20 protein-coding genes are annotated in these 21,921 nt (G+C 72.6%); 5 read left to right on the top strand and 15 right to left on the bottom strand.

The window, feature by feature from the left end:
• Positions 1-51: 51 nt before the first annotated feature.
• Complete coding sequence (locus ACFU5F_RS20795) at positions 52-2,577, bottom strand: ATP-dependent Clp protease ATP-binding subunit (RefSeq protein ID WP_013001652.1); 2,526 nt, start codon at positions 2,575-2,577, stop codon at positions 52-54.
• 463 nt (positions 2,578-3,040) lie between these two features.
• On the opposite strand from ACFU5F_RS20795, the gene ACFU5F_RS20790 reads away from it, so the two are divergent.
• Positions 3,041-3,697, top strand: coding sequence for an SCO3374 family protein (locus ACFU5F_RS20790; RefSeq protein ID WP_383889190.1), 657 nt, complete (start codon positions 3,041-3,043; stop codon positions 3,695-3,697).
• On the opposite strand, the gene ACFU5F_RS20785 is transcribed toward ACFU5F_RS20790, so the two are convergent.
• From ACFU5F_RS20785 to ACFU5F_RS20740, 10 genes are all read right to left on the bottom strand, one after another.
• Positions 3,676-4,011, bottom strand: coding sequence for an Lsr2 family protein (locus ACFU5F_RS20785; protein WP_013001654.1), 336 nt, complete (start codon positions 4,009-4,011; stop codon positions 3,676-3,678). The genes ACFU5F_RS20790 and ACFU5F_RS20785 overlap by 22 nt on opposite strands.
• 291 nt (positions 4,012-4,302) lie before the next feature.
• Positions 4,303-4,836 (bottom strand): amino-acid N-acetyltransferase, encoded by a 534-nt coding sequence (locus ACFU5F_RS20780; RefSeq protein WP_383889187.1) that lies wholly within the window; start codon positions 4,834-4,836, stop codon positions 4,303-4,305.
• Positions 4,837-4,845: 9 nt separating this feature from the next.
• Positions 4,846-5,307 (bottom strand): BlaI/MecI/CopY family transcriptional regulator, encoded by a 462-nt coding sequence (locus tag ACFU5F_RS20775; protein WP_383889209.1) that lies wholly within the window; start codon positions 5,305-5,307, stop codon positions 4,846-4,848.
• Between the two features lie 132 nt (positions 5,308-5,439).
• Positions 5,440-5,631 carry a hypothetical protein gene (locus ACFU5F_RS20770; protein ID WP_383889184.1) on the bottom strand — a complete coding sequence of 64 codons (192 nt, stop codon included), beginning with the start codon at positions 5,629-5,631 and terminating at the stop codon, positions 5,440-5,442.
• Between the two features lie 19 nt (positions 5,632-5,650).
• Complete coding sequence (locus ACFU5F_RS20765; RefSeq protein ID WP_383889206.1) at positions 5,651-6,331, bottom strand: hypothetical protein; 681 nt, start codon at positions 6,329-6,331, stop codon at positions 5,651-5,653.
• 180 nt (positions 6,332-6,511) lie between these two features.
• A complete protein-coding gene (locus ACFU5F_RS20760; protein ID WP_383889181.1) occupies positions 6,512-7,309 on the bottom strand; it encodes a type III pantothenate kinase in 798 nt (265 codons plus the stop codon).
• A 13-nt stretch (positions 7,310-7,322) separates the two neighbouring features.
• Positions 7,323-8,306 carry a carboxylating nicotinate-nucleotide diphosphorylase gene (nadC, locus tag ACFU5F_RS20755; protein WP_383889179.1) on the bottom strand — a complete coding sequence of 328 codons (984 nt, stop codon included), beginning with the start codon at positions 8,304-8,306 and terminating at the stop codon, positions 7,323-7,325.
• Positions 8,307-8,311: 5 nt separating this feature from the next.
• Positions 8,312-10,027, bottom strand: a complete 1,716-nt coding sequence (locus tag ACFU5F_RS20750) for an L-aspartate oxidase (protein ID WP_383889177.1) — start codon at positions 10,025-10,027, stop codon at positions 8,312-8,314.
• Positions 10,024-11,016: a pantoate--beta-alanine ligase gene (gene panC, locus ACFU5F_RS20745; RefSeq protein WP_383889174.1), complete on the bottom strand. Its 993-nt coding sequence runs from the start codon at positions 11,014-11,016 to the stop codon at positions 10,024-10,026. Before panC ends, ACFU5F_RS20750 begins: the two co-directional genes overlap by 4 nt.
• Positions 11,013-11,969 carry a Rossmann-like and DUF2520 domain-containing protein gene (locus tag ACFU5F_RS20740; protein WP_383889172.1) on the bottom strand — a complete coding sequence of 319 codons (957 nt, stop codon included), beginning with the start codon at positions 11,967-11,969 and terminating at the stop codon, positions 11,013-11,015. Before ACFU5F_RS20740 ends, panC begins: the two co-directional genes overlap by 4 nt.
• Before the next feature lie 209 nt (positions 11,970-12,178).
• On the opposite strand from ACFU5F_RS20740, the gene ACFU5F_RS20735 reads away from it, so the two are divergent.
• Positions 12,179-13,327, top strand: coding sequence for a threonine aldolase family protein (locus ACFU5F_RS20735; RefSeq protein ID WP_383889168.1), 1,149 nt, complete (start codon positions 12,179-12,181; stop codon positions 13,325-13,327).
• 28 nt (positions 13,328-13,355) lie between these two features.
• On the opposite strand, the gene ACFU5F_RS20730 is transcribed toward ACFU5F_RS20735, so the two are convergent.
• Complete coding sequence (locus ACFU5F_RS20730) at positions 13,356-14,027, bottom strand: response regulator (protein ID WP_383889165.1); 672 nt, start codon at positions 14,025-14,027, stop codon at positions 13,356-13,358.
• A 90-nt stretch (positions 14,028-14,117) separates the two neighbouring features.
• Complete coding sequence (locus ACFU5F_RS20725; RefSeq protein WP_383889162.1) at positions 14,118-15,320, bottom strand: sensor histidine kinase; 1,203 nt, start codon at positions 15,318-15,320, stop codon at positions 14,118-14,120.
• Between the two features lie 118 nt (positions 15,321-15,438).
• On the opposite strand from ACFU5F_RS20725, the gene ACFU5F_RS20720 reads away from it, so the two are divergent.
• Positions 15,439-16,503 (top strand): SAM-dependent methyltransferase, encoded by a 1,065-nt coding sequence (locus tag ACFU5F_RS20720; RefSeq protein WP_383889159.1) that lies wholly within the window; start codon positions 15,439-15,441, stop codon positions 16,501-16,503.
• Between the two features lie 49 nt (positions 16,504-16,552).
• Here the strand turns inward: ACFU5F_RS20720 and ACFU5F_RS20715 are convergent, their stop codons facing one another.
• On the bottom strand, positions 16,553-17,713 hold the full coding sequence (locus ACFU5F_RS20715; protein WP_059083973.1) for an NADH-quinone oxidoreductase subunit D: 1,161 nt from the start codon (positions 17,711-17,713) through the stop codon (positions 16,553-16,555).
• A 31-nt stretch (positions 17,714-17,744) separates the two neighbouring features.
• Between ACFU5F_RS20715 and ACFU5F_RS20710 the strand changes: the two genes are divergently transcribed.
• Positions 17,745-18,251 (top strand): PH domain-containing protein, encoded by a 507-nt coding sequence (locus ACFU5F_RS20710; protein WP_383889156.1) that lies wholly within the window; start codon positions 17,745-17,747, stop codon positions 18,249-18,251.
• 152 nt (positions 18,252-18,403) lie between these two features.
• The gene (locus ACFU5F_RS20705; protein ID WP_383889203.1) at positions 18,404-19,726 is read left to right on the top strand and encodes a PH domain-containing protein; all 1,323 of its coding nucleotides are present in this window, start codon (positions 18,404-18,406) and stop codon (positions 19,724-19,726) included.
• An 82-nt stretch (positions 19,727-19,808) separates the two neighbouring features.
• Here the strand turns inward: ACFU5F_RS20705 and ACFU5F_RS20700 are convergent, their stop codons facing one another.
• Positions 19,809-21,851: a hypothetical protein gene (locus ACFU5F_RS20700; RefSeq protein WP_383889153.1), complete on the bottom strand. Its 2,043-nt coding sequence runs from the start codon at positions 21,849-21,851 to the stop codon at positions 19,809-19,811.
• Positions 21,852-21,921: the final 70 nt, after the last annotated feature.

The following is a 21,921-nucleotide window of genomic DNA, read 5'->3' as shown; positions in this document are numbered from 1 at the left end:
GGACCGAAGTCCCGGGGCAGCCCCTTGGTTCGCTCAGGCCGAGCGCAGCGGTTACGCGTCCTTGCTCAGGTTCGGGCCCGCACCGCCGGCCGCCTGCTCGATCGGCGGGACGTCCGGCAGCGCCGACTTCTCCTCACCCCGGAAGGTGAAGGTGGCCGCGTCGCCCTCGCCCTCGGTGTCCACGACCACGATGTGGCCGGGGCGCAGCTCACCGAAGAGGATCTTCTCGGAGAGGGTGTCCTCGACCTCGCGCTGGATGGTCCGGCGCAGCGGCCGGGCGCCCAGGACGGGGTCGTACCCCTTCTTGGACAGCAGCTCCTTGGCGGCCTGGGAGAGCTCGATGCCCATGTCCCGGTCCTTGAGGCGCTCGTCGACCTTGCCGATCATCAGGTCGACGATCTTGAGGATGTCCTCCTGCGTCAGCTGCGGGAAGACGACGACGTCGTCGACGCGGTTGAGGAACTCGGGCCGGAAGTGCTGCTTCAGCTCGTCCGAGACCTTGTTCTTCATGCGCTCGTAGTTGGTCTTCTTGTCGCCCGAGGCCGCGAAGCCCAGGTTGAAGCCCTTGGAGATGTCCCGGGTGCCGAGGTTGGTCGTCATGATGATGACCGTGTTCTTGAAGTCCACGACCCGGCCCTGGGAGTCGGTCAGACGACCGTCCTCCAGGATCTGCAGCAGCGAGTTGAAGATGTCCGGGTGGGCCTTCTCGACCTCGTCGAAGAGGACGACGGAGAACGGCTTGCGACGGACCTTCTCGGTCAGCTGGCCGCCCTCTTCGTAGCCCACGTAGCCGGGGGGCGAACCGAAGAGACGGGAGACCGTGTGCTTCTCGCTGAACTCCGACATGTCGAGGGAGATCAGCGCGTCCTCGTCACCGAAGAGGAACTCGGCGAGCGCCTTGGACAGCTCGGTCTTACCGACACCGGACGGACCGGCGAAGATGAACGAACCACCGGGACGCTTCGGGTCCTTGAGGCCCGCACGCGTACGACGGATCGCCTTCGACAGCGCCTTGACGGCGTCGACCTGGCCGATGACCCGCTTGTGGAGCTCGTCCTCCATGCGCAGCAGACGCGAGGACTCCTCCTCGGTCAGCTTGAAGACCGGGATGCCGGTGGCGGTCGCCAGGACCTCGGCGATCAGCTCGCCGTCGACCTCGGCGACGACGTCCATGTCGCCGGCCTTCCATTCCTTCTCCCGCTTGGCCTTGGCGGCCAGGAGCTGCTTCTCCTTGTCGCGGAGGGAGGCGGCCTTCTCGAAGTCCTGCGAGTCGATCGCGGACTCCTTGTCCCGGCGGACACCGGCGATCTTCTCGTCGAACTCGCGGAGGTCCGGCGGCGCGGTCATCCGGCGGATGCGCATCCGGGAGCCGGCCTCGTCGATCAGGTCGATCGCCTTGTCCGGCAGGAAGCGGTCCGAGATGTACCGGTCGGCGAGCGTCGCCGCCTGCACCAGGGCCTCGTCCGTGATGGAGACGCGGTGGTGCGCCTCGTACCGGTCACGGAGGCCCTTGAGGATCTCGATGGTGTGCGGGAGCGAGGGCTCGGCGACCTGGATGGGCTGGAAGCGGCGCTCCAGGGCCGCGTCCTTCTCCAGGTGCTTGCGGTACTCGTCCAGCGTGGTGGCGCCGATGGTCTGCAGCTCACCGCGGGCCAGCATCGGCTTCAGGATGGAGGCGGCGTCGATGGCGCCCTCGGCGGCACCCGCACCGACCAGCGTGTGCAGCTCGTCGATGAACAGGATGATGTCGCCGCGGGTGCGGATCTCCTTGAGGACCTTCTTCAGGCGCTCCTCGAAGTCACCGCGGTAGCGGGAGCCGGCGACCAGCGCGCCGAGGTCGAGGGTGTAGAGGTGCTTGTCCTTGAGGGTCTCGGGCACCTCGCCCTTGACGATGGCCTGGGCGAGGCCCTCCACGACGGCGGTCTTGCCGACGCCGGGCTCACCGATCAGCACCGGGTTGTTCTTGGTACGGCGGGACAGCACCTGCATGACCCGCTCGATCTCCTTCTCGCGCCCGATGACCGGGTCGAGCTTGGACTCACGAGCGGCCTGGGTGAGGTTCCGGCCGAACTGGTCGAGGACCAGGGACGTCGAGGGGGTGCCCTCGGCGGGGCCGCCGGCGGTGGCGGTCTCCTTGCCCTGGTAACCGGAGAGCAGCTGGATGACCTGCTGCCGCACCCGGTTGAGATCTGCGCCCAGCTTGACCAGGACCTGGGCGGCGACGCCCTCGCCCTCGCGGATCAGGCCGAGCAGGATGTGCTCCGTGCCGATGTAGTTGTGGCCCAGCTGAAGGGCCTCGCGGAGCGAGAGCTCCAGGACCTTCTTGGCACGGGGGGTGAAGGGGATGTGGCCGGACGGAGCCTGCTGCCCCTGCCCGATGATCTCCTCCACCTGCTGGCGGACCGCCTCGAGCGAAATCCCGAGGCTCTCCAGGGCCTTAGCGGCGACACCCTCACCCTCGTGGATCAGGCCCAGGAGGATGTGCTCGGTGCCGATGTAGTTGTGGTTGAGCATCCGGGCTTCTTCCTGAGCCAGGACGACAACCCGCCGCGCGCGGTCGGTGAACCTCTCGAACATCGTTAATCGCTCCTCAGAGCGGTCAGGCAGTGAGGGGACGCTCCCCTCTCTGTCCTTCCGCAGCTTAGTCCCGCAAGCGGGGACCGCTCATTCCAACTGCCGACACCGTCCGGTTCACCTCCGCTCTCGCGGAGACAGAAGTTGCTGCCTCCTGGGTCCCGAACGCCGACATCTGCTCCAACCCGATGGTGCGAGACGATGTTCCCGCAGGCCAGGCAGTTACCCTCACCATCAGTACGCCGATGGCGAACGTGAGACGGCCCTTTCTGCGTGTCGCCCCCTCCCACTAGGGATGTCTTACCCGTAGGGACTGACACTCCATGCCGGATGCACCGGTTCCCTCCGCTAAGGGCGAACATCCTTGCGTCGTCTCCCACCGCTGAACGCCCCCTTTCCCGGAACTCCTCGCATCCGAGCCGACACCCAGCGTAACTCCGGGGTTCTTCGCACGGTTGCTCCTGACATGGCCATCGTCCCCCTTCCCCGCCGACCGCTCGACCCGAGCGGCGTCCCGGGTGCCGTCGCGCGCGATGTTCCGGGTGATCCCACGTGCGACGCGGTGCGGCGGTGGTACGAGAACGCTCTCGGCTGGGCGACCGTGCCCGGGACGCCCGTACACCTCATTACGGGCCTGCGCTTCGATGTGCTCGACGTACCGGAGGAAGCGGGGGCCGCGGCTCTCAGGCATCTGGGCCCGATGCCCGGTCCGGGCTCACCGGTGGCGCTGCGCGGCGGACGGATGCTGCTGCTGGTCGCGGCGGGCTGCGCGGAGGAACTGCCCGGTCTGCTGGAGTGGCTGGACTGGGGCGGCCTCGACCTGGACCTCACTGCCGTCGGAACGGGCGGTCACCTGGTGGCGCCGGCGCCACCGGGCGGGGCCGTGAGGCCGGTGGGCGGGCGCGAAGAGGCCGGTTCACAGGGGGCCGCCGTGTGGCTGCGGCCCCCCGAGCCGGGGTGCGAGGTGGAACCCTCGCTGCCGAGCTTGTCGGCGTTGGGGGGCGGTGGGGTCGCCCCTGACCTCGTGCGGGTGGTGGACACGGTGGCGACGCACTGCCACCGCGTCCGGCTGCGGCGCGCGAGCACCGGGCCGTCGGAATCTCAGCCGTTGGCCTTCTCGTAGGCCTCGCGGATGGAGGCGGGGACGCGGCCGCGGTCGTTGACCTCGTAGCCGTTCTCCTTCGCCCAGGCGCGGATGGCCGCGGTGTCCTGGCTGCCGCCGGCGGCGGCACGGGCCTTGCCGCGTCCCCCCGCTGCACGGCCTCCGGTACGACGGCCACCCTTGACGTAGGGGTCGAGAAGGCCGCGAAGCTTGTCCGCGTTGGCGGTCGTGAGGTCGATCTCGTACGTCTTGCCGTCCAGCGCGAACGTCACGGTCTCGTCCGCCTCGCCGCCGTCGAGGTCGTCGACAAGAAGGACCTGAACCTTCTGTGCCACCGGATTTCCTTTCATCGATAACTTCAGGGCCGAGGGCCGGCGGCGTGCGCCGCTGTTTCGTGTCCCCTGTTATATGCAGTACTGCAGTACGTCGGAAAGCAAACCGCTTTTCCAGGAAAAACACAAACCCCTGGGAGAGACCGGGGAGAGACGACGGAGAGGGCGGGGAGCCCGGGGAAGACCGGAAACATGCGCGTTTCGGACATAGGGCACCTGGGCAAGGCGCCCTCCGGTTGAATAGAGGTCGGGTTCCCCGATGAACGTCGGCCTTCCTTGCGGATCGGCCGACGATCACAGATGCAGAAGCATCCGGCTGTTGCCCAAGGTGTTCGGTTTCACCCGTTCGAGACCGAGGAACTCCGCGACGCCCTCGTCATAGGAACGCAGCAGCTCGGCGTAGACATCGGTGTCGACCGGAGTCTCGCCGATCTCCACGAAGCCGTGCTTCGCGAAGAACTCGACTTCGAAGGTCAGACAGAAAACCCGGCGAACACCCAGCCAGCGAGCGGTGTGGAGCAACTTCTCCAGCAACTGGTGGCCGACGCCGAGACCCTTGGCGGCCGGGTTCACCGCGAGAGTGCGGACTTCCGCGAGGTCTTCCCACATCACGTGCAGCGCGCCGCAGCCGACGACCTCGGCGTTGTCGTCCCGTTCCGCGACCCAGAACTCCTGGAGGTCCTCGTAAAGGGTGACCGTCGCTTTGTCGAGCAGGATGCTGTGCTGGACGTACGCGTCGAGGAGACGGCGCACGTGCGGGACATCGCTGGTCCGAGCCCGCCGGACGGTGATGGCTTTTGGGGTGACTTCGGGACTCGATGCTGGCATGAGCGGACGCTATCGCCCGGGGAGATCCGGGGATTCGCCGGGGGTCCCCTGTGTTTCACCGGACGATTCGGCGGATTCGCCCGGGGTTTCCACAGGGGTTTCGACGTCCGGGGCGGCGGCGGGGGCCGGTTCGGGTTTGACGGCGCCGGGGCCCTGCGCGATGCGTACGGCGTCGGTGAGCGCCTGACGCTGTTCCTCGCTCATCATCCCGAAGAAGGCGACGAGGGCGGCCGCGGGGTTGTCGCTCTGCGACCAGGCTTCGTTCATCAGTGCGGCCGCGTAGGCGGCGCGAGTGGAGACCGCCTCATATCGATAGGCCCGGCCTTCCGCCTCCCGGCGCACCCAGCCCTTCTGATGGAGATTGTCCAGAACGGTCATCACCGTGGTGTACGCGATGGACCGTTCCTTCTGGAGGTCTTCCAGGACTTCCCGAACGGTCACCGGGCGGTTCCACTTCCACACCCGCGTCATGACCGCGTCTTCGAGTTCTCCCAAGGGGCGAGGCACAGTTCCGCACGATATCCGGAGAGACCCCGGGAAGCGGAACAAAAAGGGCGTACGACTCGAAAAACATACGAGTCGTACGCCGATGGGGGCGTCGCGTCAGGCGCCGGTGCCCTTCGGGCCGGTGTCGCCGGCCTGGCGAACGCTCTCCGCGCGGGCGAGGGCCGCGTCGACCACCGCGTCCTCCTTGGCCTTGTTGGAGCCGCCCTGGGTCTTCACGATCACCCTGATGACGGCGATGAACAGCACGGCCATCACGAACGGGGGCAGCAGCGCGGAGACGTAGTCCATGGGTCCAGGGTAGCCAGGGCTAGACGGCGGCCAGCTGGTGGGGCGGGTTCGCGGGCGGGGCGGCCGGTTTGCGCTTGGGCGGGAAGACCTCGCCGGGGGTGGGGACGGGGCGGCGGGCCGGGCTCGGGGCGTCCGGGCGCGGGACGGGGCCCGGCTTCTCGGCGGGACGGTCCGGGCGCGACGGCCGGGTGGGCCTGGGCGCGGCGGGGTCCGCGGCGGCGGTATGCGCGACGGGTTCCAGCAGGCCGCCGGGGAGGGCGGTGAGCCTGAGCCGGGAGCGGCCGGAGCCGGAGCGGGAGGCGGGGACGACCACCGCGGAGGTGGCCGCGCGCCCCGCGAAGCGGGCGCGCACGTCCTGTTCGGCGAGCGGGCGGCAGCGCTCCAGGAGGTCCGCGGCGACGCTGTTGCCGCGTAGCGCGCGCAGGGCGGCGAGATCGTCCGGGCCGGGACGGTACCCGGCGTCCAGGGCCTGTGCGAGGAGGGCCGCATAGCCCGTGAGCGTGCCGGGGAGTGCGGCGCGGTAGCGGGCGAGGTCGGCCAGCAGGAAGGCCCTCAGGCGGGCGTCCTCGCGGGTCGCCTCGTCGACGGACTCGGCGAGCCGGAGGCAGTCCTGCACCTCCTGCGCCGAGGCGGGGCTGGGGTTGAGGGCGAGGGCGAGGGCACGGCGGAGCACGCGAAGCTCCTCGGCGCCGAACGCCATGCCGCCGCGGGTTCCGTGGGGCGTGGGCATGCCGCGACGATACGCGCTAATCAGACAAAAGAGGGTCGAAGGGGGCGTGTGGCGCCGGGGACCACCCGCCTGGGGGGACGGGGGGCGCGGCGAGGGGTCGGGGGGTTTCGGTGCGTGGGCGGCCCCACCCCGCACCCCCACCCGCGCCCCTCAGAGCCGCGACACGTTCCGTTCGTACACCAGCCGCAACCCGATCAGCGTCAGCCACGGCTCGTGCTCGTCGATGACGGACGACTCACCCAGCACCATCGGCGCGAGCCCGCCCGTGGCGATGACCGTCACGTCCTCGGGGTCGTCGGCCAGCTCACGGACCATCCGGCTCACCACCCCGTCGACCTGCCCGGCGAACCCGTAGACGATCCCGGACTGCATCGCCTCGACCGTGTTCTTGCCGATCACACTCCGCGGCCGGGCGACCTCGATCTTGCGGAGCTGGGCGCCCTTGACGCCGAGCGCCTCGACGGAGATCTCGATGCCGGGCGCGATGACACCGCCGACGTACTCGCCCCGCGCGCTGACCGCGTCGAACGTCGTCGCCGTACCGAAGTCCACGACGACGGCCGGCCCGCCGTACAGCTCGACGGCGGCGACGGCGTTGATGATGCGGTCGGCGCCGACCTCCTTGGGGTTGTCCGTCAGGATCGGGACGCCCGTCTTCACCCCCGGCTCGACGAGGACCGCGGGGACGTCGCCGTAGTAGCGGCGGGTCACCTCGCGCAGCTCGTGCAGCACGGAGGGGACGGTCGCGCAGATCGCGATGCCGTCGATGCCGTCGCCGAGCTCGTCGCCGAGCAGCGGGTGCATGCCCATGAGGCCCTGGAGGAGGACCGCCAGTTCGTCGGCGGTGCGGCGCGCGTCCGTGGAGATGCGCCAGTGTTCGACGATGTCCTCACCGTCGAACAGACCGAGGACGGTGTGGGTGTTGCCCACGTCGATCGTCAGCAGCATGGCCGTCCCCGCCCTACTCGGCCGCGCGCAGGTCGAGGCCGATGTCCAGGATCGGGGACGAGTGCGTCAGGGCCCCGACGGCCAGGAAGTCGACGCCCGTGTCCGCGTACGCCTTGGCGTTGGTGAGCGTCAGCCGGCCCGAGGCCTCCAGCAGGGCGCGGCCGTCGACGAGCGCCACGGCCTCCTCGCACTCGACCGGCGTGAAGTTGTCGAGGAGGATCAGGTCGGCGCCCGCGTCGACGACCTCGCGGAGCTGGTGGAGGGTGTCGACCTCGACCTCGATGGGCACCTCGGGGAACATCGCGCGCACGGACTCGAACGCCGGGGCGACACCGCCGGCGGCGACCACGTGGTTGTCCTTGACGAGGGCCGCGTCCGAGAGGGACATGCGGTGGTTGACCCCGCCGCCGCAGCGGACCGCGAACTTCTCCAGGGAGCGCAGCCCCGGCGTCGTCTTGCGGGTGTCGCGCACCTTGGCCTTGGTGCCCTCCAGGGTGTCCGCCCACGCGCGCGTGGCGGTCGCGATGCCGGACAGGCGGCACAGCAGGTTCAGGGCGCTGCGCTCGGCGGTGAGCAGGTCGCGGGTGGCGCCGGTGACGCTGAGGAGCTTCTGGCCGGCCTCGACACGGTCGCCGTCGTCGACGTGCCGCTCGACCTCGAACTCGTCGGTGCAGGCCACCGAGAGGACCGCCTCGGCGATCCGGAGGCCCGCGACGACGCCGCCCTCACGGGCGGTGAAGTCGGCGGTGGCGCGGGCGTCCTCGGGGATGGTCGCGACCGTGGTGACGTCCACGCCGTGGGCGAGGTCCTCCTGGATGGCGACGTTGGCGATGTCCTCGACCTCGACGGGGTCGAGTCCGGCGTCGGTCAGGAGCTGGGCGAGCGCGGGGTCGAGCCCGCACTCCAGATACGCCTCGGTCAGCCCGTCGTCGGCGCCACAGGCGCAGCCGTCGCCGCAGCCGCCGCCGGAGGCGAGGGGAAGTTCGGGGGTGCTCACGTCTGTCACTGCTCCTGGTGATGCGGCCGGGTCGGGGGGAAGTCTGCGGTATCCGTGGTGTGTACGGCGAGCGTCCGGTCCGGATTCAGCCGGACGACGATGTGGCGGCGCCAGGCGGTGTCGTCGCGCTCGGCGCGGTCCTCGCGCCAGTGGCAGCCGCGGGTCTCCTCGCGCAGCCGGGCGGCGGCGACCAGGACGCGGGCCACGCACAGGAGGTTGGTGGTCTCCCAGGTGTCGACACCGGGCTCGGCCGTCTTGCCGTTCTCCGCGAGGGTGTCGCGGGCCTCGGCGTGCAGCCGGTCCAGGGCCGCCGCGGCGGTCGCGAGGGAGGTCTCGGAGCGCAGGACGCCTGCGCCCTCGGTCATGGTCCGCTGGATCGCGAACCGTATCTCCGGTTCGAGCAGCGGGTGCGCGGGCTTCGCTGCGTACGGGACGGGCTGGGGCACGCGCGCGTGGAGGCCGTTCCCGGCCTGGGCGGCGGCGATGTCGGCGACGATGCGCTCGGCGTAGACCAGACCCTCCAGGAGGGAGTTCGAGGCGAGCCGGTTGGCGCCGTGGACGCCGGTGCAGGCGACCTCGCCGCAGGCGTAGAGGCCGGGGACGGTGGTCCGGCCGTGGGAATCGGTGCGCACACCGCCGGAGGCGTAGTGGGCGGCCGGGGCGACCGGGATGGGCTCGGTGACGGGGTCCAGACCGTGGGCGCGGCAGGCGGCGAGGATCGTCGGAAAGCGGTGTTCCCACATGTGCGCGCCGAAGTGCCGGGCGTCCAGGTACATGTGCTCGGCGCCCTGCTCCTGCATGCGGCGCATGATGCCCTTCGCGACGATGTCGCGGGGTGCCAGTTCGGCCAGCTCGTGCTGTCCCAGCATGAAGCGGACCCCGTCGGCGTCGACCAGGTGGGCGCCCTCGCCGCGGACCGCCTCGGAGACGAGGGGCTGCTGGCCCTCGGCGTCCGCGCCGAGGAACAGCACGGTCGGGTGGAACTGGACGAATTCGAGGTCGGAGACCTCCGCGCCGGCACGCAGGGCGAGGGCCACGCCGTCGCCCGTCGACACCGACGGGTTGGTGGTCGCCGAGAAGACCTGGCCCATGCCGCCCGTCGCGAGGACGACGGCGGGGGCGTGGACGGCTCCCACGCCGTCGTGCTGGCCCTCGCCCATGACGTGCAGGGTGACACCGGCGGTGCGGCCGTCGGCGTCCAGCAGGAGGTCCAGGACGAGCGCGTTCTCGACCGTGCGCATTCCCCGCGCTCGGACGGCCTCGACGAGTGCCCGGGAGATCTCGGCGCCGGTCGCGTCGCCGCCCGCGTGGGCGATGCGGCGGCGGTGGTGGCCGCCCTCGCGGGTCAGCTCCAGGCCGCCCTCCTCCGACTCGTCGAAGTGGGCGCCGGTCGCGATCAGGCGGCGTACGGCGTCGGGGCCCTCGGTGACCAGGAGCCGTACCGCCTCCTCGTCGCACAGGCCCGCGCCGGCCACCAGGGTGTCGTCCTGGTGCTGCTCGGGGGTGTCGCCCTCGCCGAGGGCGGCGGCGATGCCGCCCTGGGCCCAGCGGGTGGAACCGTCGTCGAGGCGGGCCTTGGTGACGACGACCGTGCTGAGACCGGCGGCCTCGCAGCGCAGCGCGGCGGTGAGGCCGGCCACGCCCGAGCCGACGACCACGACGTCGGCGTCGATGGACCAGCCCGGTGCGGGCGCGTGCAGTCGTATGCCGGTGCTGGTCACGAAGCGGCTCCGAAGGTCAGGGGGATGTTGTCGATCAGCCGGGTCGTCCCCACCCGGGCCGCGACGGCGAGGACGGCCTCACCGGTGAAGTCGTCGGGGATGTCGGTGAAGTCGGACGGGTCGACCAGGGCCAGGTAGTCCAGGGCGAGCGGCGGCTTCATGCGCAGGGCCTCGTCGAGAACCAGGCGGGCGGCGGCGCGGACGGCGGCCGGGCCGCCGGGGGCCGACTTGGCCATGGCGTGCGCGTCGGCGGCCGCGCGGGACTCGCCGATCGCGCTCAGGGCCTCGGCACGCGCGCGCGTGGCGGGCACCTCGCGGGCCCGCGCGCGCAGGGCCTCCTGCGCGGCGTGCCGGTCGCGGCCGGCGAACAGCGCCTGGGAGAGCGCCAGGGCGGTGCGGCGCTCCTCGGCGGAGAGGTACCGGTTGCGGCTGGACAGGGCCAGGCCGTCTTCCTCGCGGACGGTCGGCACGCCCACGATGTCCGTGCCGAAGTTCAGGTCGCGGACCATGCGGCGGATCAGGGCGAGCTGCTGGGCGTCCTTCTGGCCGTAGAGCGCCACGTCGGGGCGGGTGAGGTGCAGCAGCTTGGCGACGACGGTGAGCATGCCGTCGAAGTGGCCGGGGCGGGCGGCGCCCTCCAGGCGCTCCCCCATGGGCCCCGCGGTGACGCGGACCTGGGGCTCGCCGCCCGGATAGACCTCGTCCACGGCCGGGGCGAACACCACGTCGGCGCCCGACGCCCCGGCGAGCGCGACGTCGGCGTCCAGGGTGCGCGGATAGCGGTCGAGGTCCTCGCCCGCGCCGAACTGGAGGGGGTTCACGAAGACCGTCACGACGACCTCGCCCGTGCCGCCCGCGATCTCGCGCGCGGTGCGGATCAGGGTGGCGTGGCCCTCGTGGAGCGCGCCCATGGTCATCACGACGGCCCGGCGGCCCGCACGCGCGCGTGCGTGCAGTTCGCCGGCGGTGCGCAGCACGGTGGTGGTCATCGGGTGTCCCCCTCGGTCCCGTCGGTGCCGCCCGACCCGGTGGTCCGGTCCGTCCCGCCGGCGAGCACGCCGAGGAGGTCCTCGGCCAGTTCCGGCTTGAGCAGGCCGTGGGCGAGGGCCCGGTCGGCGGTCGCGCGGGCCATCGCCAGATATCCGGCGACGGTCGCCGGGGCGTGCGCGCGCAGCTCGGCGACGTGCGCGGCGACCGTGCCCGCGTCGCCGCGCGCGACGGGGCCGGTGAGCGCCGCGTCGCCGGACCTGAGCGCGTTGTCCAGGGCGGCGCCGAGCAGTGGGCCGAGCATGCGGTCGGGGGCGGAGACACCGGCCGTGCTCAGCAGCTCCATGGACTGGGCGACCAGCGTCACCAGGTGGTTGGCGCCCAGGGCGAGGGCCGCGTGGTAGAGCGGGCGGCTCTCCTCGGCGATCCACTCGGGCTCGCCGCCCATCTCGATCACCAGCGCCTCGGCGGCCATCCGCAGCTCGTCCGGGGCCGTGACCCCGAAGGAGCACCCGGCGAGCCGCTGCACGTCCACCGCGGTGCCCGTGAACGTCATCGCGGGGTGCAGCGCCAGCGGCAGCGCCCCGGCCCGCAGCGCGGGATCCAGCACCTTCGCGCCGTACCGGCCGGAGGTGTGCACGAGCAGCTGCCCCGGCCGTACCGAGCCGGTCTCCGCGAGGCCCTCGACCAGGCCCGGCAGGGCGTCGTCGGGGACGGTCAGCAGCACCAGGTCGGCGTGGCGCAGTACATCGGCGGGGGGCATCAGCGGCACGTCGGGCAGCAGGTCGGCGGCGCGCCTGCGGGAGGCGTCGGAGACGCCGGAGACGGCCACCGGACGGTGGCCCGCCAGCTGGAGCGACGCCGCCAGCGCGGGGCCGACGCGGCCGGCGCCCACGACCCCGACGGCGAGCCGCGCGGGGCGGTCCTTCGGCTCTGGCTGCTGGAATGTACTCACTCGGTGGTGGCCTTCCCGTTCCAGTCCGCTCTGGGTACCGGACGATTTCTCGTCATGTTAACGCGATTGGTTCGAGGGGTGTTCGGTCGTCCACAGGCTGTGGACGGTCGCGGCGCGTTTCCGCAGGTCGTGTGCGTGCCTCGGGTGCGGGGGCGGTTCGGCGCGAAATCCGGGTGCCGGGCGGGAGAGGCCGGGGGGATGATCCCAGGATGAGTGAAGCGGCGAGGAAACGGTACGAGCGGCGGCAGGTCGCGCACCGGGCGGCCGGGCGGGTGCTGGCCCGGACGAGCGCCCTGGCCACGGTCCGGGAGCGCCTGGCGCTGCTGGACACGGCCGGCGACGTGTACGACCTGGACCGGACCACCGACATGTACGGCAACGGGGTCGTCGAGACCCTGGAGGAACGGACCGCCGCGCTGCTCGGCACGGAGGCCGCCGCGTTCTTCCCGACCGGCACGATGGCCCAGCAGGTGGCGCTGCGCTGCTGGGCGGCCCGCACCGGGAACCCGGCCGTCGCCCTGCACGCCCTCGCCCACCCCGAGATGTACGAGCGTCATGCCTTCAGCCAGGTCAGCGGGTTGCGTCCGCTACGGCTGACGAGCGAGCCACGGCAGCCGACCGCCGAGGAGGTCCGCGGTCTCGACGAGCCCTTCGGGGCGCTGATGCTCGAACTGCCGCTCAGGGAGGCCGGTTTCCTGCTCCCCTCCTGGGAGGAGCTGGAGGAGGTCACCGAGGCGGCACGCGAGCGGGAGGCGGTGGTCCACTTCGACGGGGCCCGCCTGTGGGAGTCCACGACGCATTTCGGTCGCCCGGTGGACGAGATCGCGGCCCTCGCCGACAGCGTCTACGTGTCGTACTACAAGTCGCTGGGCGCCTACGGCGGTGCCGCGATCGCCGGCCCCAGGACCCTGGTCGACGAGGCGAAGGCCTGGCGGCACCGGTACGGCGGCCAGGTCTTCCAGCAGTTCCCCACCGCCCTGTCGGCCCTCGTCGGCCTGGAGCGGGAGCTGCCCCGGCTGCCGGAGTACGTCCGCCACGCGCGCGTGGTCGCCGCCGCGCTGCGCGAGGGGTTCGCGGCGGCGGGGGTGCCCTGGGCCCGGGTGCACCCCGAGGAGCCCCACACCCACGAGTTCCAGGTATGGCTGCCGTACGAGGTCGACGTCGTCGCGGAGGCATCGGTGCGCCAGGGCGAGCAGACGGACGCGCTGCTCTTCGCCCGCCCCTGGGACCGGGGCGGCCCCGGGCTTGCGGTCACGGAGATCGAGGTGCGGGCCGCCGCCCTGGAGTGGACGGCGGCGGACGTGCAGGGGGCCGTCGCGGACTTCGTGACGCTGGTGGGGAAGGTCGCCGGCGAGTAGTGCCTGTCGGACAGACCCCGGGCGCCGGTCAGCCCTGTCCGCCCGCCCGGACCAGTCCCGTCTCGTAGGCCAGGACGACCACCTGGACGCGGTCGCGCAGGCCCAGCTTGGTGAGGATGCGGCCGACGTGGGTCTTGACCGTGGCCTCGGAGAGGACGAGGCGGGCGGCGATCTCGCCGTTGGACAGGCCCTGGGCCACGAGGATCATGACCTCGCGCTCGCGCTCGGTGAGCCGTTCCAGTTCCTTGTGCCGGGGTTCCGAGCCGGTGCTCGGCAGCATCGGGGCGAAGCGGTCGAGCAGGCGCCGGGTGGTGGAGGGCGCCACGACCGCGTCACCGCTGTGCACGGCGCGGATCGCGGCCAGCAGCTCGCCGGGCGGCACGTCCTTGAGCATGAAGCCGGAGGCGCCCGCCTTCAGCCCGGAGAAGGCGTACTCGTCGAGGTCGAACGTGGTCAGGATGAGCACCTTCGGCGGGTCCTGTTCGGCGCAGATGCGGCGGGTGGCCTCCACACCGTCCAGCTTCGGCATCCGGACGTCCATCAGGACCACGTCCACCTCGGTCGTCCGGACCGCCTGAAGGGCCTCGACGCCGTCACCCGCCTCCGCCACGACCTCCATGTCCGGCTGGGCCGCCAGCACCATCCGGAAACCGGTGCGCAGCAGCACCTGGTCGTCGACGAGCATCACGCGGATCGCCATCGGGTCCTCTTCCGTGTCTCTGCAAGGGGTCTGAAGGTCTGAAGGGTCTGAAGGAGCGGGTCACACGTGTCGGCGGCCGGCACGGCCGTGTCAGTGTGCGGGCTTCAGAGGCAGCAGGGCGCTGATCCGGAAGCCGCCGCCGGGCCGGGGCCCCGCGTCCAGCGTGCCGCCGACCATACCGACGCGCTCCCGCATCCCGATGAGGCCGTGCCCCTGCCCGTCGGCTCCGCCCTCCTCGTACAGCTCGTGGGGCGCGCCCTTGCCGTCGTCCTCGACCAGCAGCCCGAGCCCGTCGTCGAAGTAGACCAGCCGGACGCTCGCGCCGGTGTTCGGGCCGCCGTGCTTGCGGGTGTTGGTCAGGGCCTCCTGGACGATGCGGTACGCCGTCAGCTCCACCCCGCTGGGCAGCGGACGCGGGGTGCCCTCGATCTTGAAGTCCACGGGCAGACCGGCCACCCGGCACTGCTCGACGAGGTCGTCGATCTGCTCCACGTCGGGCTGCGGGACGTACTCGCCGACCTCCTTGTGCTCACCGGTGCGCAGCACGCCGAGCAGGCGGCGCATCTCGGCGAGGGCCTGGCGGCCGGTGGAGGAGATGGTCTCCAGGGCCTTCTTCGCCTGGTCGGGGGCGGCGTCGAGGACGTACGCGGCGCCGTCGGCCTGGACGACCATGACGGAGACGTTGTGCGCGACGACGTCGTGCAGTTCCCGGGCGATCCGGGCGCGCTCGGCGGCGACCGCGACCTTGGCCTGGGCTTCGCGTTCCTTCTCCAGCCGGGCGGCGCGCTCCTCCAGCTGCGCGAAGTACGCACGGCGGGTGCGCAGGGAGTCGCCGAGCACCCAGGCCAGCGCGAACGGCACGGTCAGGACCACGGCGAGCACCGCGTTGCCCAGTGTGCTGGTCTGCTGCTCGGTCCAGCGCAGCTGCGCCAGCGAGGCCGCGCAGAGGCCGCCGCCCAGGGCGAACCAGGAGGCCCAGCGGGCGCCGTCCGCAGCAACGGTGTAGATGACCACGAGCATCGCGAAGTCGGCCGGGATCCTCGGTACTCCGACGATCAGCTGGGCGATGCCCGCCGCGGCGGCCAGCACCAGCATCTTCTCGGGCATGCGGCGCCGCAGGGCGATCGACAGGCAGAGCGCGAGCGAGATCACCACGAACGCGGGCTCGTTGATGTCGTTCGCGTAGACCGAGTCGATCGGTCCGCTCACCAGGCTCATCCCGAGCAGGACGACGGCCCAGAAGCTGTCGACCCATGTCGGGTGCCGGCGGAGGAAGTCATAGAGGCGCTGCACGTGACCCAGCGTAGGGAAGGGGTCGGTGTGCCGGGGTCAACCGGAGGGCCGATCCATGACCGGGGCACGTACTCCCCAAGGTGGAGGCCGTGTTACCCGTTCCGCTTAGCCTGACGTGATGAGGGATCGTCCCGCGCGACCGCACCCGGCACCGCACGCGTCGCCGCACCCGTCACCGTCCCGTGCCCCGCAGGGGCCGGGGTCCTGGCGTCGTTGGCGCGACGCGGCCGAGGATGCCTTGTACGGCCCCGGCGGCTTCTACCGGCGGCCGGAGGGGCCCGCCGGGCACTTCCGGACCTCCGTGCACGCCTCCCCGCTCTACGCCGCCGCCGTGGCGCGGCTGCTGTGCCGGGTGGACGAGGCGCTGGGGCACCCCGGCGAGCTGGGGTTCGTGGACATGGGCGCCGGGCGGGGGGAGCTGGTGGGCGGGGTACTGACCGCCCTGCCCGCGGAGGTGTCGTCCCGCACGCGCGCGTACGCCGTCGAACTGGCCGGGAGGCCGGACGGACTCGATCACCGCATCGAGTGGCGCGCCGAACCGCCCACGGGGGTCACCGGGCTGCTGTTCGCCAACGAGTGGCTGGACAACGTGCCCGTGGACGTCGTCGAGGTGGACGCGGCCGGTACGGCCCGGCTGGTGCTCGTACGGCAGGACGGGAGCGAGCGGCTCGGGGAGCCCGTGGCCGGGGAGGCGGCCCGGTGGCTGGACCGGTGGTGGCCGCCGGGGCCCGAGGAGGGGCTGCGGGCCGAGATCGGGCTGCCGAGGGACCGGGCGTGGGCCGCCGCCGTGGCGGGCGTCGCGCGGGGGCTCGCCGTCGCCGTCGACTACGGGCACCTGACGGGCGCCAGGCCGCCCTTCGGGACGCTCACCGGGTTCCGGGAGGGGCGGGAGACCGCGCCGGTCCCGGACGGGTCGTGCGATCTGACCGCGCACGTGGCGCTGGACGCGTGCGCGCTGCCGGGGGCCCGCCTGCTCACCCAGCGGGCGGCCCTGCGTGCCCTGGGGGTCACCGGCGGCCGGCCGCCGCTCTCCCTCGCGACCACCGACCCGGCCGCGTACGTACGGGCCCTCGCGGGCGCGGGCGAGGCCGCCGAACTGACCGCGCCGGGCGGGCTGGGCGACTTCGGCTGGCTGGTGCAGCCGGCCGGGATCCCGGACCCGCTCCCCCGCGACATCCCGTAGGGCCGGTTCAGCCCCTTGAGTCCCTTGAGCCCCTCGATCCCCGGGGCCGCTACTTGTCGATGTCCCCGACCACGAAGAACAGCGAGCCCAGGATCGCCACCATGTCGGCCACCAGGGTGCCCGGCAGCAGTTCGGTGAGGGCCTGGATGTTGTTGTACGAGGCGGAGCGGAGCTTGAGGCGGTACGGGGTCTTCTCGCCCTTGCTGACGAGGTAGTAGCCGTTGATGCCGAGGGGGTTCTCGGTCCAGGCGTAGGTGTGGCCCTCGGGCGCCTTGAGGACCTTCGGCAGACGCTGGTTGATCGGGCCGGGCGGCAGGTCGGCGATCCGGTCGAGGCAGGCGTCGGCGAGGGCGAGGGCGTTGTGGGTCTGCTCCAGGAGGCACTCGAAGCGGGCGAGGCAGTCGCCCTCCTCGCGCGTGACGACCTTCAGCACGTCCTGGAGTTCGCCGTACGCCAGGTACGGCTCGTCGCGCCGCAGGTCGAGGTCGACGCCGGAGGCACGGGCGATCGGGCCGCTGACGCCGTACGCGTGCACGGCCTCCGGGGAGAGGACCCCCACGTCACGGGTGCGGCCCCGGAAGATCTCGTTGCCGAGGACCAGGTCGTCGAAGACGCCCATCCGGGAGCGGACGTCCGCGACCGCCGTACGCGCGCGTGCCGTCCAGCCCGCCGGGAGGTCCTCCTTGAGGCCCCCGACGCGGTTGAACATGTAGTGCATGCGCCCGCCGGAGATCTCCTCCATGACGTTCTGGAGCTCCTCGCGCTCCCGGAACGCGTAGAAGACCGGGGTGATGCCGCCGAGTTCCAGCGGGTAGGAACCGAGGAACATCAGGTGGTTCAGGACCCGGTTCAGCTCGGCGAGGAGCGTACGCGTCCAGACCGCGCGCTCGGGCACCTCCATGCCGAGCATGCGTTCGACACCGAGGACAACGCCGAGCTCGTTGGAGAAGGCGGAGAGCCAGTCGTGGCGGTTGGCGAGCATGATGATCTGGCGGTAGTCGCGCGCCTCGAACAGCTTCTCCGCGCCCCGGTGCATATAGCCGATGACCGGCTCGGCGTGCTGGATCCGCTCGCCGTCGAGGACGAGCCGCAGCCGCAGCACACCATGGGTGGACGGATGCTGCGGGCCGATGTTGAGCACCATGTCCGTGCTCTCGGCGGCACCGCCGATGCCGACCGTCGTCTCTCGGGTCTCCGTCGGGGGAGTCATGGACACAGTCTGTCGTACGTACGCTGGCGGAATGGAGACGGGGACCTTGGAGGACGGCGCCGGGCGCGCGGACGGCGAACCGGTCTGGACGGGACTGCCGCGCGGGCTGCTGCGGATGAGACGGCTGCTGCTGGTGGTGTGGCTGGTACCGCTCACGATCGCCACGGCCGTACTGCTCGGCCGGCTGGTGGGCCCGGCCTGGGCGGCGTTCGCGCTGCTGCCGCTGGGCGCACTGCTGTGGGGCTGGCCGATGATCGGCCGCAACTGGCGGTCCTGGCGGTACGCCGAACGCGTGGACGACCTGCTGATCAGCCGGGGTGTGCTCTGGCGCGAGGAGACCGTGGTGCCGTACGGGCGCATGCAGCTGGTCGAGGTGACCTCCGGGCCCGTGGAACGGCACTTCGGCCTGGCGAGCGTCCAGCTCCACACGGCCGCGGCGGCCTCCGACGCCCGTATCCCGGGCCTCGACCCGGCCGAGGCCGAACGCCTCCGCGACCACCTCACCCAGCTGGGCGAGGCCCGATCGGCAGGGCTGTGACGGTGGCGAGGGACGCGCACGACACGCCACGGGCCGACGGGACGGAGGGCGGGTCGGCGGCCGCCGACCACCGGAGCGTGGTGGCGGGGGCCGGGGACGAGCCGGCTCGGGCAGGTGCCGGGGGCGGCGGGGAGGCCGGGGAGGTCACGGAGATGACGGGCGGCGGTGACGGGGGCGGGGTGCCGGTCGTCGAGCACCGGCTGCATCCGGTGACGCCCCTGCGGCGGGCCTGGGCGCCCGTGGCGGTGCTGATCGGGTGGGCCGTGCACGATCCGGACGGGGCCCAGCGGAACCTGATGCGGCTCGACACCACGACCCTGCTGATCGGGCTCGCCGTGTTCATCCCGGCCGCCGCCCTGTACGGCTTTCTGACCTGGTGGTTCACCCACTTCGCGGTGACCGACAGCGAACTGCGCATCCGTACCGGCCTGTTGTTCCGTCGCACGGCCCACATCCGCCTCGAACGCATTCAGGCCATCGACGTCACCCGTCCGCTGCTGGCCCGGATCGCGGGGGTCGCCAAGCTCAAGCTCGACGTCGTCGGCACCGACAAGAAGGACGAGTTGGCCTACCTCGGCGAGGCGCACGCCGGCGCGCTGCGGGCCGAACTCCTCGCCCGCGCCGCCGGTTTCGCGCCGGAGACCGCGCGCGAGGTCGGTGAGGCTCCCGCGCGGCAGCTGCTCAGGGTTCCTGCGGGCGTGCTGGCCATGTCCCTCGTCCTGACCGGCGCCACCTGGGGGTCCCTGCTGGCCGCGGTCGTCGTGCCGTCCGTGCTGTGGTTCGCCACGGAGAGCGTGTGGACCGTCCTCGCGACCGCGCTGCCGCTGCTCGGCGCGGCCGGGGCGAGCAGCGTGGGGAGGTTCGTCGGGGAGTACGACTGGACGGTCGGCGACTCCCCCGACGGCCTCCGCATCGACCACGGGCTGCTCGACCGGGCCCACGAGACGGTTCCGCCCGGCCGTGTGCAGACCGTCCGTGTCGTCGAGCCGCTGCTGTGGCGGCGCCGTGGCTGGGTCCGGGTCGAGCTGGACGTGGCCGGCTCCTCGAACTCCGTGCTCGTGCCGGTCGCGCCGCGCGAGGTGGCCGAGGCCGTGATCGCGCACGTGCTGCCCGGGGTGAGCGTGCCGGACGCGGGGGCGCTCGTCCGGCCGCCCGGCCGGGCGCGGTGGTGCGTGCCGTTCTGGTGGCGGGGGTACGGACTCGCCGTCAGCGACGCGGTGTTCGCGGCGCGGCACGGGCTGCTGCGGCGCCGGCTCGACCTCGTACCGCACGCGAAGGTGCAGAGCGTGCGGCTGGCGCAGGGGCCCTGGCAGCGGTACCGGAGGCTCGCCGACGTCCATGTCGACACCGGCGCCTCCAAGACCGTGACCGCGCGGCTGCGGGACGCGGGCGAGGCGGCGGAGCTGCTGCGGGACCAGGCGGAACGGTCCCGCACGGGGCGGCGGGAGGCGCTGCCGGACCGGTGGATGGTGTGAGGCCGGGACGGAGGGCGGAAACACGTGGGGCGCCCGGCGGCTGATGCCGGGCGCCCCACGGGACCTGTCTCGCGAGTCGTCGCTAGGAGGCCGCGGTGCGCAGGCCCTGCAGGTCGATCTGCTCCGTCTCGTCGTGGGCCGTGAGGTCGATGACCTGGCCGACACCGCGGGACGCCTCGTCGGCCTGCTTGAACCGGGCCTCGGACTCGGCCTTGTGGAGCGCGAGGGCCTCCTGGCCGACCACGTCGGCGAGGTCCTCGTTCTGCACGGCCTCCAGGGCGTCCGCGCCCTTCTGCGTGCCGAAGAAGTCGAAGCGGCCCTCGACGGCCGCCCGCCGCTGCGGCGTGGCCGGCACGACGGCCACGGCGGTGGGCACCGTGAAGTGACCGGTCGGCGGAAGCGCGGGCAGCGCCCGCCCCGAGGGCTCCACCCGCGTCAGCTCGCCCACACCCGTCGAGGGTGCCGGAGCGGAGACCGCGGGGACGGGGTCGGCGGCCGCGCGTTCGTGTCCGCGGACCGCCACGGACTTCCCCGTGGCGTCGTCCTCCTCGGCGGTGAGCACCGCGGCGGGCTCCTGCGCCGGCTCGGCGGAACGTCCCTGCCGGGTCCCCCCGTCGGTCGGCCCGTCCGGGTCACCCTCGGGCGAGGGCCCCTTGGGTGACCCGCCCTTCGACTCGCGCCCCTTGGCGGACGCCTCGCCGGTCCCGCCCGGGACGGACTCGCCCGGGACGGTCGCCCCGGCCTGCTCGACGGGCCGTTCACCGACGGGGGCCGCCTCGGCGGCGGGGACCGCGTCGGGGCGCACCTCCGTGTCGGCGGCGGGCGCGGGGGAGGCCTCCTGCTCGGGCTCGGCGGCGTTCTCCTCTTCGGTACGGACGCCTTCGGTCTCCGCGCCGGCGGGCGTATCGACCTCGTCGCCTGGGTCGACGACTCCGGGCTCGGGCTCGGTGGCGGACTCGGATGCCGTGACGGTCGTGGCCTCCGCCTCCGCCTCGGTCGTGGCCTCCGCCTCGGTCTCGTACGTGCTCAGCGTCCCGGTCGGGGTTCCGGACCCGGCGTCGGGCACGGGCTCGACCGCGGCCTCCTCGTCGCGCTCGGGCACGGACGCGCCCGCACCGGCGGTCTCGGAACCCTCTGCCGTGTTCTCGACCGAGCCCCGCTGGGTGATGATCCGGTCCAGTGCCGAGTTGGCGCGCAGGAAGAGCGCGGACCCGGACGGCGAGAACGCCGTGGTGCTCGCCGACTCCTCCCCGGCGCCTTCCAGAGGGCCCTCCCCGTCGCCGGAGTCCGTCTCGTCCGTCCCGGCGACGACCGGCGCGTCCTCATCGGCCCTCTCGGCCCCACCGGCCGCGTCACCACCGGCCGCGTCACCGTCGGCCACGTCCTCGTCGGCCGAATCGCCCGCACCGGCCCCGGCCGGGGCAGCCACAGCCCCGTCCTCCGGTGCGTTGACCGACGCCCCCGGCTTCGCGGCCTTGGCCGCCTCCACCGCTTCAGCCGCCTTCGCGGCGGCCTTGGAGGCCGTCTCCCAGGAGGCCCACGGCGCCCCCGCCGCCGGAACGCCCTGCGGCGGCACCGGCGTTGCCTTGGCCGCGGGGTGCGCCGTGTCGCTCCCGCCCGCGTCCTCGCCCGCACCCGCCGCCGGCAGCTCCCGAGCCTCCTCCGGACCGGTCGCCTCGATCTCCAGCAGGCGGCGGCCCTCCAGGGCGCTGGCCCGCTCGGTCTCGGCGGTGGCGTAGCGGCGCAGCAGCGCGGCGTGTTCGTTGCGCAGGCCCGCGAGTTCGGTGCGCTTGGCGCGGAGCTTGTGCTCCAGCTTGGTCCGCAGTTCGCGCGATTCGTCGAGGTCGGTCTCCAGTTCGGCGACCCGCTCCTCGTGACGCCACTCGTCACTCGCCCGCGCGCGCGTGAGGTCGGCGACGCGTTTGCCCGCCTCGACGTCCCAGCGGCGCATGACCGCCGCGCCCACGGCCGCGGTCGCCGCCGCGACGGCTGCGGTGACCCGGAGCACGGACGGTTCGGAGAACACCCAGGGCCCGAGGGCGCAGACGAGCGAGACGCCGGCGATAGCCGTGGGGGGCAGCAGCCTGTGCAGAGGAGGTGAATGGCGGTGACGTCCACGTGGCATGGCCAGAAACTTACCGCGCGTAGGCGAATGATGGTGGCCCGGGCCGTAAAAACTCAGCCGCCCCTCTCAC

It is taken from the genome of Streptomyces sp. NPDC057438 (assembly GCF_042802995.1).
Lineage (GTDB): Bacteria > Actinomycetota > Actinomycetes > Streptomycetales > Streptomycetaceae > Streptomyces.
Note: the sequence above shows the minus strand (reverse complement) of the source record. Positions and strands in the feature narration are given on the sequence as shown.

Coding starts and splice junctions, on each gene's coding strand:
- ACFU5F_RS20795 (WP_013001652.1), bottom strand. CDS start 2,577: ATGTTCGAGAGGTTCACCGACCGCGCGCGGCGGGTTGTCGTCCTGGCT.
- ACFU5F_RS20790 (WP_383889190.1), top strand. CDS start 3,041: ATGGCCATCGTCCCCCTTCCCCGCCGACCGCTCGACCCGAGCGGCGTC.
- ACFU5F_RS20780 (WP_383889187.1), bottom strand. CDS start 4,836: ATGCCAGCATCGAGTCCCGAAGTCACCCCAAAAGCCATCACCGTCCGG.
- ACFU5F_RS20775 (WP_383889209.1), bottom strand. CDS start 5,307: ATGACGCGGGTGTGGAAGTGGAACCGCCCGGTGACCGTTCGGGAAGTC.
- ACFU5F_RS20770 (WP_383889184.1), bottom strand. CDS start 5,631: ATGGACTACGTCTCCGCGCTGCTGCCCCCGTTCGTGATGGCCGTGCTG.
- ACFU5F_RS20765 (WP_383889206.1), bottom strand. CDS start 6,331: ATGGCGTTCGGCGCCGAGGAGCTTCGCGTGCTCCGCCGTGCCCTCGCC.
- ACFU5F_RS20760 (WP_383889181.1), bottom strand. CDS start 7,309: ATGCTGCTGACGATCGACGTGGGCAACACCCACACCGTCCTCGGTCTG.
- panC (WP_383889174.1), bottom strand. CDS start 11,016: ATGACCACCACCGTGCTGCGCACCGCCGGCGAACTGCACGCACGCGCG.
- ACFU5F_RS20735 (WP_383889168.1), top strand. CDS start 12,179: ATGAGTGAAGCGGCGAGGAAACGGTACGAGCGGCGGCAGGTCGCGCAC.
- ACFU5F_RS20730 (WP_383889165.1), bottom strand. CDS start 14,027: ATGGCGATCCGCGTGATGCTCGTCGACGACCAGGTGCTGCTGCGCACC.
- ACFU5F_RS20720 (WP_383889159.1), top strand. CDS start 15,439: ATGAGGGATCGTCCCGCGCGACCGCACCCGGCACCGCACGCGTCGCCG.
- ACFU5F_RS20715 (WP_059083973.1), bottom strand. CDS start 17,713: ATGACTCCCCCGACGGAGACCCGAGAGACGACGGTCGGCATCGGCGGT.
- ACFU5F_RS20710 (WP_383889156.1), top strand. CDS start 17,745: ATGGAGACGGGGACCTTGGAGGACGGCGCCGGGCGCGCGGACGGCGAA.
- ACFU5F_RS20705 (WP_383889203.1), top strand. CDS start 18,404: ATGACGGGCGGCGGTGACGGGGGCGGGGTGCCGGTCGTCGAGCACCGG.
- ACFU5F_RS20700 (WP_383889153.1), bottom strand. CDS start 21,851: ATGCCACGTGGACGTCACCGCCATTCACCTCCTCTGCACAGGCTGCTG.